Genomic DNA, 12,605 nt, shown 5'->3' with positions numbered 1-12,605 from the left:
GGCGATCGCCGCGCGCGGCGATGAAGTCTGCAGCCACGGCTATCGCTGGGCCCACCAGTTCTGGATGGACGAGACCAAGGAGCGGGAGTTCATCCGCAAGGCCGCCGAAAGCCTGGAGCAGACCACCGGCCAGCGTCCGGTCGGCTGGCTGTCGCGCTACCTGCACACCGAGGCGACACGCCGGCTGCTGGTGGAGGAAGGCTTTTCCTACCACATGGACGACTACTCCGACGACTTCCCCTTCTGGGAGACCGTCGAGATGACCGACGGGTCAAGGCGCCCGATGCTGATGATGCCCTATGCACTGGACTCCAATGACATGAAGTTCTGGCTGGCCCCGTCGCTGACCGCGCGCGACTGGTTGCAGTACGCGACCGACACCTTCGACTGGCTGGCCGACGAGGCCGAACGGGAGGGCGCCCGTTACATGAGCCTGGGCCTGCATCTCCGGATCATAGGACGACCAGGCCGCATCGGGGCGCTGAAGGGCTTCCTGGACCACATCGCCAAGCGGCCCGACGTATGGATCGCCAGTCGCAGGGAGATCGCCGAGGCGTTCGCAGCGGCAGTCCCGGCGCCGGTTTGATCTGCGGCCGGGGCAGAAAGAGCAAGGCAGCCCGCGCTGGCGGGAAGCTTGCCGCTCCAGGTTTCAACGGCACACCAGGCCGTTCGGGATGACGACGGGTGGAGATCGCGTTGACCTGAGCGAGAGCCCCGCGTAATTTGTCCGGACAATTTCTCCGGACACGCCCCATCCATGACCTTTCGGTCTCTGCTTTTTGTACCCGGCAACCGTCCCGAGCGGTTCGAGAAGGCGCTGGGCGCAGGCGCGGATGCAGTCTGCTTCGATCTTGAGGACGCGGTTGCGCCCGAGGCCAAGGATGCTGCGCGCGCGGCAGTTATCGACTTCCTCTCCCGGGGTGGGCGCGCCGGCCTGGGCGTGCGGATCAACGGACCGGCGAGTGAACATCTGGACGCCGATTGTCGCGCACTCTCCGGTCTGCCTGTCGCGTTCGTGATGATCCCCAAGGTTGAGTCGCCGGGACAGGTGGCCAGTCTAAGCCTGCGACTGGGAGATGCGCGGCCCCTCTGGCCGATCATTGAAAGCCCGGAAGGTCTTCGACAGGCCTGGGACATCGCGTCTGCGGTTGGCGTCGGCGGTGTCCTGTTCGGCGCCGCCGACTACTCAGCAGAAGTCGGGTGCACACTGGAATGGGACGCGCTGCTTTATGCCCGCGGCGCCCTGGCGGCCGCTGCCGCCCGCGCCGGCGTAGAACTGCTGGACGTGCCCTATCTGGATATCGCCGACGAGACCGGCCTGGCAGACTCGACCGGCCGCGCCAAGGCTCTCGGTTTCACCGGCCGCGCCTGCATCCATCCGGGTCAGGTCGAGATTGTGAACACCGCCTACACGCCCGCCGCGGCGGAGGTCGACCGGGCACGCCGCATTGTCTCAGCCTTTGACGCCTCCAATGGCGGGGCCGCCCTGCTGGAAGGTAAGCTTATTGAACTGCCGGTGGTCCGCGCCGCGCGGCGAACCCTTGAACGCACGGGAGTCTGAGTTGGTGCAGAACTGGAAAGAGGTGGGGCCGCAGCGCTACCGCGAGACCTTCGGACGCTACTTCGAGGACTTCCACATTGGCGACGTTTACGAGCACCGGCCCGGCAAAACGGTCACCGAGTATGACAACCACCTCTTCACCCTGCTGACCCTCAACACCCACCCGATGCATTTTGACGCCGAGTACGCCAAGGCCTCGGAGTTCAAGCAGAACCTGGTGGTGAGCACCTACACCCTTTCCCTGCTGATCGGGATGAGCGTCACCGACACGTCCCAGAAGGCCATCGCCAACCTGGGCATGGACGACGTGAAGTTCACCGTTCCGGTGTTCGCCGGCGACACCCTCTATGCCGAGAGCGAGGTGCTGGCCAAGCGCGAGAGCCAGTCACGGCCCGGCCAGGGCATCGTCACCATCCGGACGATTGGCAAGAACCAGCGCGGCGAGATGGTCTGCACCTTCACGCGCAACATGCTGATCCCGGGCCGCGGCAACGCGGTCGAAGACAAGGTGGGAACCTACTGATGGACGCGCGCATATCCGAAGCTGACGAACGGGCCATTCTGGACGCTATCGACAAGTGGATCGAGAAGAAGGTCGCCCCCGTCGCCATGCAGCTGGAGCATGATGATGAGTGGCCTGCCGACCTCGTCGACGACATGGTTGAGCTGGGCCTTTTCGGCGCACTCATCGAGCCGGAGTATGGCGGACTTGGGCTGTCAGCCTCGACATATGTGCGGATTGTCACCCGCATCGCCGAGGAGTGGATGAGCCTGACCGGCATCTTCAACTCTCACCTGATGATGGCTCTGGTGGTCCAGAAATTCGGGACCCCGAAACAGCGCGATTACTGGTTGCCGAAGTTCGCCAGCGCCGAGCTGCGCGGCGGCCTGGGCCTGACCGAACCTGATGCCGGCACCGACCTGCAGGCGATCCGCACTGTGGCCCGGCGCGACGGCGACGACTATGTGGTCAACGGGACGAAGACCTGGATTTCCAACGCGATCCAGGGCCACGTCTGCTGCCTTCTGGTGAAGACCGATCCCGACGCGCAGCCCCGACACAAGGGGATGAGCATGTTGATCACCCCCAAGATCAACCCTGAGACCCGCGCGCCCCTGCCCGGTATCTCGAACGGCCGGAAGCTGGAAAAGCTGGGCTACAAGGGGATCGATTCCGGCGAATTCATATTCGAGGACTATCGCTGCTCCGCCGAGCTCAGCCTGGTGGGCGGCGAGGAAGGCAAGGGCTTCGTGATGGCCACCGGCGGTCTGGAGATCGGCCGGATCAATGTGGCGGCTCGCTCGGTCGGCATCGCCAAGCGCGCGCTCAAGGAAAGCGTCAAATACGCCCAGACCCGCCGGACCATGGGCAAGCCGATCGCCGAGCATCAGGCGATCCAGCTCAAGCTGGGCGACATGGCGGCCCGCACCCGCGCGGCCGAGCTGCTGGTTGAAGACGCCGCCCGCGCCTTCGACGCCGGCGGCCGCATCGATATGGAAGCGGGCATGGCCAAGTACTTCGCTTCCGAGACCGCCGTCGAGGTGGCCACAGAGGCCATGCGCATCCACGGCGGTTACGGCTATTCCAAGGAGTATGTGATCGAGCGGCTCTACCGCGACGCGCCGCTGATGTGCATCGGCGAGGGCACCAACGAGATGCAGCGGATCATCATCGCCCGGCAGCTGGTCGCGCGGAACCCGGCCTGATGAAGCGGGTGCTGGAGGGCGTGCGCATCCTGGCCGTCGAGCAGTATGGCGCCGGCCCCTATGGCACCCAGCTGCTGGCGGAACTGGGCGCCGAGGTGGTCAAGATCGAGGCGCCCAGCATGGGTGGCGACATCAGCCGCGCGACCGGACCCTATTTCCTGGGCGAGGGCGATAGCGAGTTTTTCCAGACCTTCTCGCGCTCGAAGAAGTCGATCGCCCTGGAGCTCAAGACCCCGGAGGGCCGCGCCACCTTTGAGGCGCTTGTCCGCACAGCTGACGCCGTGGTCGACAACCTCCGCGGCGACCAGCCCGTCAAGCTGAAGCTGACCTACGCGGCGCTGAAGACAATCAATCCCGCGGTCGTCTGCGCCCATCTCTCGGCCTACGGGCGCGGCAACAGCCGGGAGTCCTGGCCGGGCTATGACTATCTGATGCAGGCCGAGGCCGGCTTCATGACGCTGACCGGCGAGCCCGACGCGCCGCCCACCCGGTTCGGGCTGTCGATGGTCGACTTCATGACGGGCGCGGTCTGGGCGCTGGGGATCGTCTCGGCGGTGCTTTCGGCCCGGCGCACCGGCGAGGGTTGCGAGGTCGACGTCTCGCTATTCGACGTGGCCCTGCACCAGACCTCCTATCCTGCCGTCTGGGCCATGAACGAAGGCCATGACGTAGGCCGCCTGCCCCGCGGCGCCCATCCCTCCATCGCGCCTTCGCAACTGGTTCGCACCAAGGACGGCTGGGGCCTGTTCATGTGCCAGACCCAGAAGTTCTGGGAGATCTTCTGCGCCATGACCGGACGGATGGATCTGGCCAGCGACCCGCGCTTTGCCGACATCCCGGCGCGGCGGGCCAATCTGGCGGCGCTGACGAACCTGCTGGACGCGCAGTTCGCCACCCGGACCACCGACGACTGGCAGGCCTTTTTCGCCGGTCAGGTCCCCTTCGCCCCGGTGCGCGATCTGGCCGAGGCGCTGGAGAATCCCTTCGTCCGAGAGGTGGGGATGCGCGACACCATCGACCACCCGGACCGGCCCGAGGGTCTGCACATGCTGGCCTGCCCCATCAAGATCGACGGCCAGCGCGCGCCGGGCGTGCGGGCGCCGAAGCTGGGGGAGCACACCGCCCGGCTGACGGAGCGCGTCGCATGAAGCTGGAAGGCGTCAAGGTACTGGACCTGTCGCTGTTCCTGCCGGGGCCGATGCTGACCCTGATGATGGCCGACCACGGCGCCGACGTGATCAAGGTCGAGCCGGCGGGCGAGGGCGAGCCCAGCCGTCACATCGGCTATGTGAAGAACGGCGCCTCGGTCTGGTTCCGCAACACCCATCGCGGCAAGCGCTCGATCCAGCTGGACCTGAAATCCGAGGACGGCAAGGCCCTCTTCTGGGCGCTGGCGAAGGAGGCCGATGTGGTGGTCGAGGCGTTCCGACCCGGCGTCGTTGACCGGCTGGGCGTCGGCTACGAGGCCGTCCGCGCGGTCAATCCCGGCATCGTCTACTGCTCGATCAGCGCCTTCGGCCAGGACGGCCCCAACCGCGACCGCCCGGCCCACGATCTGGCCGTCGAGGCGCTGGCGGGCGTGATCGCGCTGAACGAGGGACAGGACGGCAAGCCCGCCTCGCCACATATGCCGGTGGCCGACGCCCTGGCCTCGCTGACGGCGCTCTCGGGCGTGCTGATGGCGCTGCTGCGGCGCCAGACCACGGGGGTCGGCGACTATCTGGACGTGGCGATGCTGGATTCGCTGCTGGCCTGGACGCCCAATGTCACCGGCAAGATCTTCGCCACCGGCGAGCCGCACACGCCCAAGCATGAACGCTCCTGGGGTGGTTCGGCCATGTTCCAGCTCTATGAATGCGCCGACGGCCAGTGGATTGCGCTGGGCGGTTCGGAGGTGAAGTTCGCCCGCAACCTGCTGGACTCCCTGGGGCGGCTGGACCTGTTGCCCTATGCCGAGCTGCAACCCGGGCCCGGCCAGTATCCGCTCAGGGATTTCTACCGCGAGACCTTCCGCACTCGCACCCGCGCCGAGTGGGAGACCTGGTTCGAGGGCAAGGACGTCTGCTTCGCGCCGGTGCGCAATCTGAAGGAGGGCTTCGAGGACCCGGCCGTGGCGGCGCGCGGCATGCTGGCCTTCGACGCCGAGGGCAATGAGGTCGTCGGCACGCCGATCAGGTTCCGCGAGGAGCCGGGGGTGGTCGACCCGGCTATCCCGGAGCTGGACGCGGATCGAGGTCAAATCACCAAGCACGGCTGGGCGTTGCCACGGTCGACGTGATGCTGCACCGTGACCGCCTCGCTGCGAGGAACTGTCAGGCGCCTGTTGCTGAACGTGGTGTGGTTCGTGCAGGGCGCTTGGGTTCCGGAACCCTGTGAATTTTGGCGGGCGTCATCCTGGCGGCGGGCCTCGGCGCCGTCGGGAGATGGTAGGGCGTCGGGAAATCCGCCCCCTATGCACCGTCGCGATGATACGTCATCTCGTACGCAAAGCGGTCGGCGGGATGCAGCGAGTCTGACGCCACGATCACCCGATCCTGCTCATCGAGATAGCGGCGCAGGGTGCGCAGCGCCGCGGTGCCGGGCTTCACGTGGAGGGCTCTGGCCGCCTCTTCGTCCAGCACCTGGGCGGTGATCTGCTGGGCTATGCGGGCGGGGCGCACGCCCCAGCGACGTTCGATCAATTCCTGGACCGCCCCTGGAGATGCGCCGATCTCGCCGGCGATCACAGCAAAGCGCGCGGGAATGAACAGTCGTGTGCGGGCCAGCATCTCGCCGCCCGCTCGCCGGCGCAGGCCATCGGCCACGGCCCAAGGCTCCTCCCCGGCAGTCTCCAGCCAGGCCGCTTCCCAGGCATCCAGGGGCCGGCGCACCGTCGCGCTGATCTCCAGGCGCGCGTCACGGGCGTACTGCATCAGCTCCTGCGGCCCGCCCAGCGGCTGGACGAAGGCGGCGGGACGCTGGGCGGCGATCACCTTGGTGCCGGCGCCTTGACGGCGTTCCACCAGTCCCTCGTCGATGAGAATGCGCAGGGCGTCGCGGGCGGTGTGGCGTGAAACGCCTTCCGTGCGGCAGATCTCCAGTTCGGTGGGCAACTGCGCGCCGACGGGATAGCGCCCGGACCGGATCTCGCTACGGAGCCCGTCGGCCAGAACGTGGTAACGTGGAATGCGCGCCATGTTACGGCTATAGCCCATCGCTCCCCCCTTGACCTACCCCCCTCAGCGCCGTGATATGGAAATATGTCCGGACAAATTCAGACGGTCGCGGAACGCCTGGCCGCCATCCTTTCCCGACCGGTCAGCGTGGTGGATCGCGTGCGGGCGCGACTGCATGTGCTGGACTGGGCCGGATGTGTGAGCGCCGGCGCGGTCGAACCCGGCGCGGCGGAACCCCGGGCGTTGGCGGCGCTGGAAGGCGCGGGCGTCTGTCGCGTGGTCGGCGGTCGTCGGGCAGGGCCACAGGCCGCGGCGCTGGCCAACGGTCCGATGGGCGCGCTGCTTGAAATGGATGACGTGGACAAGCGCGGGCTGCTGCATCCGGGGCCGGTAGTGATGCCGGCGGCGCTGGCCGCCGCGGAGGCTGCCGGGGTTGCAGACGGCAACGCCTTTCTGGACGCCGTTGTGCGCGGCTATGAGGCGATGATCCGGGTGGGCCGCGCGGCCGGTCCGGGGCACTATCGCTATTTTCACGCCACCGGAACCTGCGGCCCGTTTGGCGCGGCGGCGGCGGCGGCGTCGCTGCTGGGCCTGTCGCAGCTTGAGACGGCCTGGGCGCTCGGCAACGCGGGGCAACAGGCCGCTGGCTTGTGGCAGGTCCGGCACGAGCCGGTGTTCACCAAGGCGCTGCACGACGGACGGGCCGCCGCCAACGGCGTGGCCGCCGCGTTCCTGGCGCACGAAGGCTATGCGGGGCCGCTGAGCCACTTCGAGGGAACGCAGGGATTCTTCGCGGCGCTGTGCGACGGCGCCGATCCCGAGGCCGTGGTCGCTGCGCCCGAGCACGGCTGGGCAATCCATGACGTCAGCTTCAAACCCCACGCCGCCTGTCGGCACGCCCACGCCGCCATCGATGCGGTGCTGGTTCTGCGCGCGAGGGCGCTGGGTCAGACAATGGTTCGGCTGGAGGTGGCCAGCTATCGAGACGCCCTGACCTTCTGTGACCGGCCCGACCCCCGCACGCCCGGGGAGGCCAAGTTCTCGTTGCAGCACGCGGCCGCGGCGGCTTGGGCGTTTGGCGATGCCGACCTCGAACGCTTCACGCCGCAGGCGATCGCGAGCGCGGACCTGGTGGCGCTGCGCGGCCGGGTTTCGGTGCGCGAAGACTCCGATTCGACCGCGCGCTACCCTGCGCGCTTTGGCGCCCGCGCCGTCGCAGTGCTGGAGGATGGGACCCGGCTGGAGGTCGAGGTGGCCGATGCGCTGGGAGATCCCGAGCAGCCGGTGGCGCCCGTAGACCTCGAGACCAAGGCGCGAAAGCTGATGACGTGGGGCGGGCTCAATCCAGCGCAAACAGACGGGCTCTGCGCGGCTTGCCTGGAGCTGGGTTCCGTCACCCACGTGGCGGAACTGTCCGCCGCCCTGCCGGGGACCGACGCATGAATCCCGCAGAAGTGCTGGTCGACCATGCCTTGACCCTGCCGTGGGCCGACATGCCGCAGGCAGCGCGGAACGCCGCGGCTACCTTCCTGCACGACACGCTGTGCGTCGGCGTGGCGGGTGCGCGGGCAGCCCATGCGGACGATATTCTGGCTGCAGCGCAGGGCTGGGGCGCGGGCGGCGACGGACTGGTGTTGGGCCGCCCCGGCGTCCGGCTGCCGGCCGTGCAGGCCGCCTTCGTCAACGCCTTCCAGATGCATGGACAGGAGTTCGACTGCGTTCACGAACCCGCCGTGCTGCACCCGATGGCGACCTTGGGCGCGGCGTTGATGGCCGAGTGCGGGCGGTCGGGTTCCTATTCCGGCGCGAAGGTGCTGGCCGCTATCGTCGCCGGCGCCGACGTTTCCCTGAACCTGGGCGTTGCGGCCACCACACCGCTGAAGTTTTTTCGTCCGGCGACCTCGGGCCTGTTCGGCGCCATCGCCGGCGTCGCGCGGCTCAAGGGCCTGTCCCGCGAAACCACTCTGGATGCCTTTGGCTATGGTCTGGGGTTCGCTTCCGGCACCATGCAGGCGCATCAGGAGGGCAAGCCTGCCCTGCCCGTCCAGATCGCCAACGCCGCCCGCGCCGCCCTGATGGCGGTGGACGTTGCCGCCGCCGGCCTGCCCGGGCCGCGCCGGTCACTGGACGGCGACTTCGGATACATGACCTTGTTCGAGACCGCGTTCGATTTCGCGCCAGTTCTGGCGACACTTGGGCAGACGTTCCGGATCACCGAAGTCAGTTGGAAGCCCTTTCCGACCGGCCGCGCAGGACACGGCGGCATCGTGGCGATCCAGCGGTTGATGGCCGACCACGGCGTCACGACTGAGAACCTTGAGCAACTGACCTGGCGCGCACCGCCCCTGATCCACCGTCTGGTGGGCCGTCCGGCCGTCCAGCCGATGACCCCGGCCTATGCCCGGCTGTGCCTGCCTTATCTGGCGGCCGTAACGCTGACGCGGGGAACCGTCGGACTCGGCGACTTCGGGCCGGACAGCCTCTCGGATCCCGGCCTGCAGCAGCTGGCCGAACGGGTCACGGTGGTCGCCGACGACAACCCCGAACCCGCCGCCTTCGTCCCGGCTGAGGCGGTGGCCCGCTTGCGCGACGGGCGTGAGGTGCGCGCCGCCGTCACCACCCAGCTGGGGTCGCCCGCCTGGCCGCTCACCCGGGACCAGCATCTGGAAAAGGCCCGCGCCTGCCTGGCCTTCGCCGACCTTGACCATGTCCATGCGCCTCTGAGCGCTCTGTTCGACCGTTTCGAGACCCTTGAAGACGCCGGCCAGGTGTTCCGCCTCGCCGCCGGAGAAATCTGAATGACCGACACCCACAGCAGTTACTGGCAAGAAATCGACTTCGCCCGGATGACGGCGGAGCATCCGATCGGCGACGCCTTTCCGCTGTTCGCCGCCAGAAGTCGTGACGAGATCCGTGCACATCAGGAACGCCTGTTCGCCCGCTGCGTGGCCCGCGCCTGGGGGACGATCTTCTATCAGCGCCTGTGGGGCGCGGCGGGCATCCAGCCCGGCGATATCAAGAGTCTGGACGATCTGCCGAGCCTGCCGACCTTCGACAAGTCCGACATCATGGCCAGCCTGGATCGCGCGCCCCCGTTCGGCGATTTCGCCGGGTTCGAGACCTATGCCCAGCGTCCGCCAGTGATCCTGCACACCACCTCGGGCACCACCGGAAAGCCGCAGGTGCTTCTGTTCGGTCCCAGGAGCCGCGAGGTTCAGGCCCTGCTACTGGGCCGCCTCTATCGCTGGCAGGGCGTGCGACCGGGCGACGTGGTCCACTCGGTCTATGGTCACGGCATGATCAACGGCGGCCACTATGTGCGCGAGGCGGTCACCCACTGGACCAGCGCCGTATTCCTGCCCGCGGGCACGGGCATCGAGACCCGATCGGCCCAGCAGGTGGAGCTGATGCGGAATTTCGGCGCCAACGTCATCGTGGGCTTCGCCGACTACATCAAGAAACTGGCCGAGGTGGCGCGCGAGCAGGGTCTGGTCCCGGGCGTCGACATCCCGGTCCGCATGATCACCGGCCACATGGGCCGCGAGGACAAGGACGCGATCTCGGAAGCCTGGGGCGGAGCCGCCTGCTTCGACTGGTACGGCGTGGGCGACACCGGGATCGTGGCCGGCGAAGGACCCGACCGCGACGGGCTCTATGTGATGGAGGACGCCCAGTTCCTGGAGGTCTGCGACCTGGATACTCACAAGCCGGTAGCCGACGGAGAGATCGGCGACATGGTGGTGACCTGTCTCTACAAGGACGACCTCTATCCGATCATCCGCTTCAACACCCACGACGTGACCCAGGTGAAGCCGGGCTCCTCTGCGCTCGACATCAACTTCACCCGTATCGAGGGCTTTCTGGGCCGGTCGGACAACATGGTGAAAATCCGCGGGATCAACATCTTCCCCCAGGGCGTGGGGCCGATGCTGGACGAGCACGCCGCGTTTGCGGGCGAGTTCATCTGTCGCGCCCGGCGCGACGCCCAGGGCCGCGACAGCTTCATCGTGGTGGCCGAGACCACGACGCCTCAAGACCCGGACATTGCGCGGGCCTTCGGCGAGATCCTGAAGCGCAAGATCGGCATTGAGGTGGACGTGGAACTGGCCGCCAAGGGCGCCACGGCCGCCCTCACCCAGATCGACGTGCGTCAGAAGCCGATCCGGCTGATTGATGAACGCTATGGCTGAGGGGTTTTCAAATCCGATTGTCGAGGCCGGGGTGCTTGGGCTGGCCCAGCTGTTCGCCGCGCGCGCGGTCACGCCTGTAGAAGCGACGGAGAGCTATCTGTCGCGGATCGCCCGGCTGAACCCCGGGCTGGGCGCCGTGACCGACGTGGATGCGGCGGGCGCCCGGGCCGGCGCCGGGGCAAGCGCGGCGCGATGGACCAAGAGCCTGCCGTTGTCGCCGATCGACGGCGTCCCGATTCTGGTGAAGGCCAACATCGGCGTCGCAGGATTGCCCTGGACTGCAGGCATCGGCGCCTATCGCGACCGCATCGCACAGGTCGACGCCGAAGTGGTGGCGCGGCTACGGCGCGCGGGCGCGGTAATTCTGGGCAGCGTCAACATGCACGAAGGCGCGCTGGGCGCCACCACCGACAATCCCTGGTATGGACGCACGCGGAACCCGCATCGCGAAGGGTTTACGCCTGGCGGCTCATCCGGAGGCTCGGGCGCGGCCGTGGCCGCGGGGCTTTGCGCGGCGGCGCTGGGCACGGACACCATGGGCAGTGTGCGGATCCCCTCAGCCTACTGCGGTGTCTTCGGCCACAAGCCGCGCCACGGCGCCGTGCCGGACGGGGGCGCCACAGCGCTGTCGTGGACACTGGACCACATCGGCCCGCATGCGCGCTCGGCCGCAGACTGCGCGGCTGTCCTACGGGTGATCTCCGAAGTCGAGGAGGGCGCGGCGGCTGAGGGGGTTGTTGGTGCGCTCTCCTTCGACGGGCAGGTGGAGGTCGCGCCGGAGGTGGCGGCCGCCTTCGCGGCGACGCTCGCCCGCGCGCGGGCCCAAGGGCTCAAAGTCGAACCGGTCCGACTGCCGGACTATGACTTCGGGCGGATGCGCCGGCTGGGGCTGCTGGTCTCGGAGGCTGAGGGTTTTGTCGTGCACCAGGGCATGCTGGCCGACCATCCGGACGGCTTCTCCGACACCTTTCGCGGGATGCTGGAATGGGGCGGCAGACAACCCGCGCACAAACTCGCCAATGCCTATCGGGAAGTCGCGCTCGCCGGGGCCGCCGTCCGGGCCGCCTTCGCACCCTACGCCGCTGTCCTGATGCCCACGGCCCCCCAGACCGCCTTCGCCTTCGGCGACCCGCCCGCCAACCAGGCCGACTTCACCGCCATCGCCAACTTCACCGGCCTGTCGGCGACGGCGTTCCCGGTTGGGACGACATCGGAGGGCCTGCCGTTGTCGTGCCAGGTGATGGCTGGCCATGAGGTGACAGCGCTGGCGTTGGCGCAGCGGCTTGCGGTGAGGGGTGGCGCGCCCGCGGCGTATCGGGGATGAGCCCTGTTCGGCAGCAGTCCCGAATTTGCGATGCTCACCGGAAAGGAAACTTCGGCGTCCGCTTGGCCAGGAACGCGTCACGGCCCTCGACGAAGTCATCGCCTTCCACGGCGTCCAGCATCCAGGCGTTTGTTTCGATATCGTCATCAGCCTGTCCGTCCAGGATGCGACGGATGATCTGCTTGGTCTTGCGGGCCGACCACTGGCTGGCAGCGGCGATGGCTTCGGCCTTGGCGGCGACGGTGACATCGAGGTCCTGCGCCGGCGTCACCGCGTCAATCAAGCCGAGGGTCAGGGCTTCCTTCGCTTCGAGTATCCGGCCCGTGTAGAGAATGTCCTTCGCCCGCGCCGGGCCGACCACATCCACCAGACGCTTGGTGTCGGAGAGCGCGTACATCAGGCCCAGCTTCGCCGGGGTGATTCCCAGGCGCGCGCGGTCGGACGCGATCCGCAGGTCGCAGCAGAGCGCCAGCCCCAGTCCACCGCCCACGCAGGCGCCGTCAATCCGGGCCACGGTCGGCGACTCGAAGTTGGCCAGGGCGTCCATGGCCGCAGCGATCTCGCCAAAATAGGCGCCCGCCGTCGCGCGGTCGGCATAGACCTGCTCGAACTCGGAGATGTCGGCGCCCGCTGCAAACGCCTCGCCGGCGCCGGTCAGGACCAGAACC

The 12,605-nt window shown here is 68.0% G+C and carries 12 protein-coding genes; 10 read left to right on the top strand and 2 right to left on the bottom strand.

Annotated elements, in window-relative coordinates:
• The 6 genes from ACIQ42_RS09045 to ACIQ42_RS09020 all read left to right on the top strand — a co-directional run.
• The coding region (locus ACIQ42_RS09045; RefSeq protein ID WP_397421873.1) for a polysaccharide deacetylase family protein at positions 1–586 on the top strand (586 nt) is incomplete at its 5' end.
• Positions 587–757: 171 nt separating this feature from the next.
• The gene (locus ACIQ42_RS09040) at positions 758–1,561 is read left to right on the top strand and encodes an HpcH/HpaI aldolase/citrate lyase family protein (RefSeq protein WP_397421872.1); all 804 of its coding nucleotides are present in this window, start codon (positions 758–760) and stop codon (positions 1,559–1,561) included.
• Between the two features lie 4 nt (positions 1,562–1,565).
• Positions 1,566–2,084 (top strand): MaoC family dehydratase, encoded by a 519-nt coding sequence (locus ACIQ42_RS09035; protein WP_397421871.1) that lies wholly within the window; start codon positions 1,566–1,568, stop codon positions 2,082–2,084.
• Positions 2,084–3,268: an acyl-CoA dehydrogenase family protein gene (locus ACIQ42_RS09030; RefSeq protein ID WP_397421870.1), complete on the top strand. Its 1,185-nt coding sequence runs from the start codon at positions 2,084–2,086 to the stop codon at positions 3,266–3,268. Before ACIQ42_RS09035 ends, ACIQ42_RS09030 begins: the two co-directional genes overlap by 1 nt.
• Positions 3,268–4,416, top strand: a complete 1,149-nt coding sequence (locus tag ACIQ42_RS09025; protein WP_397421869.1) for a CaiB/BaiF CoA transferase family protein — start codon at positions 3,268–3,270, stop codon at positions 4,414–4,416. Before ACIQ42_RS09030 ends, ACIQ42_RS09025 begins: the two co-directional genes overlap by 1 nt.
• On the top strand, positions 4,413–5,546 hold the full coding sequence (locus ACIQ42_RS09020) for a CaiB/BaiF CoA transferase family protein (protein ID WP_397421868.1): 1,134 nt from the start codon (positions 4,413–4,415) through the stop codon (positions 5,544–5,546). The genes ACIQ42_RS09025 and ACIQ42_RS09020 overlap by 4 nt, the downstream gene beginning before the upstream one ends.
• A 172-nt stretch (positions 5,547–5,718) precedes the next feature.
• Here the strand turns inward: ACIQ42_RS09020 and ACIQ42_RS09015 are convergent, their stop codons facing one another.
• Positions 5,719–6,444 (bottom strand): GntR family transcriptional regulator, encoded by a 726-nt coding sequence (locus ACIQ42_RS09015; protein WP_397421867.1) that lies wholly within the window; start codon positions 6,442–6,444, stop codon positions 5,719–5,721.
• 63 nt (positions 6,445–6,507) lie between these two features.
• On the opposite strand from ACIQ42_RS09015, the gene ACIQ42_RS09010 reads away from it, so the two are divergent.
• The 4 genes from ACIQ42_RS09010 to ACIQ42_RS08995 are packed head-to-tail and all read left to right on the top strand — an operon-like array spanning position 6,508 to position 11,937.
• Positions 6,508–7,866 (top strand): MmgE/PrpD family protein, encoded by a 1,359-nt coding sequence (locus tag ACIQ42_RS09010; RefSeq protein WP_397421866.1) that lies wholly within the window; start codon positions 6,508–6,510, stop codon positions 7,864–7,866.
• Positions 7,863–9,221, top strand: coding sequence for an MmgE/PrpD family protein (locus ACIQ42_RS09005; protein WP_397421865.1), 1,359 nt, complete (start codon positions 7,863–7,865; stop codon positions 9,219–9,221). Before ACIQ42_RS09010 ends, ACIQ42_RS09005 begins: the two co-directional genes overlap by 4 nt.
• The gene (locus ACIQ42_RS09000) at positions 9,222–10,613 is read left to right on the top strand and encodes a phenylacetate--CoA ligase family protein (RefSeq protein WP_397421864.1); all 1,392 of its coding nucleotides are present in this window, start codon (positions 9,222–9,224) and stop codon (positions 10,611–10,613) included.
• Positions 10,606–11,937 (top strand): amidase, encoded by a 1,332-nt coding sequence (locus tag ACIQ42_RS08995; protein WP_397421863.1) that lies wholly within the window; start codon positions 10,606–10,608, stop codon positions 11,935–11,937. Before ACIQ42_RS09000 ends, ACIQ42_RS08995 begins: the two co-directional genes overlap by 8 nt.
• Before the next feature lie 34 nt (positions 11,938–11,971).
• Here ACIQ42_RS08995 and ACIQ42_RS08990 read toward each other — a convergent pair.
• Positions 11,972–12,605: enoyl-CoA hydratase-related protein (locus tag ACIQ42_RS08990; protein ID WP_397421862.1), on the bottom strand; the 634-nt coding region annotated here is incomplete at its 5' end.

The sequence above is a fragment of the Phenylobacterium sp. genome (genome assembly GCF_044372605.1).
Taxonomy (GTDB): Bacteria; Pseudomonadota; Alphaproteobacteria; order Caulobacterales; family Caulobacteraceae; genus Phenylobacterium.
Note: the sequence above shows the minus strand (reverse complement) of the source record. Positions and strands in the feature narration are given on the sequence as shown.

Excerpts from the sequence above, each read along its gene's own strand:
- ACIQ42_RS09040 (WP_397421872.1), top strand. The coding sequence starts at position 758 with ATGACCTTTCGGTCTCTGCTTTTTGTACCCGGCAACCGTCCCGAGCGG.
- ACIQ42_RS09030 (WP_397421870.1), top strand. The coding sequence starts at position 2,084 with ATGGACGCGCGCATATCCGAAGCTGACGAACGGGCCATTCTGGACGCT.
- ACIQ42_RS09025 (WP_397421869.1), top strand. The coding sequence starts at position 3,268 with ATGAAGCGGGTGCTGGAGGGCGTGCGCATCCTGGCCGTCGAGCAGTAT.
- ACIQ42_RS09020 (WP_397421868.1), top strand. The coding sequence starts at position 4,413 with ATGAAGCTGGAAGGCGTCAAGGTACTGGACCTGTCGCTGTTCCTGCCG.
- ACIQ42_RS09015 (WP_397421867.1), bottom strand. The coding sequence starts at position 6,444 with ATGGCGCGCATTCCACGTTACCACGTTCTGGCCGACGGGCTCCGTAGC.
- ACIQ42_RS09010 (WP_397421866.1), top strand. The coding sequence starts at position 6,508 with ATGTCCGGACAAATTCAGACGGTCGCGGAACGCCTGGCCGCCATCCTT.
- ACIQ42_RS09005 (WP_397421865.1), top strand. The coding sequence starts at position 7,863 with ATGAATCCCGCAGAAGTGCTGGTCGACCATGCCTTGACCCTGCCGTGG.
- ACIQ42_RS09000 (WP_397421864.1), top strand. The coding sequence starts at position 9,222 with ATGACCGACACCCACAGCAGTTACTGGCAAGAAATCGACTTCGCCCGG.
- ACIQ42_RS08995 (WP_397421863.1), top strand. The coding sequence starts at position 10,606 with ATGGCTGAGGGGTTTTCAAATCCGATTGTCGAGGCCGGGGTGCTTGGG.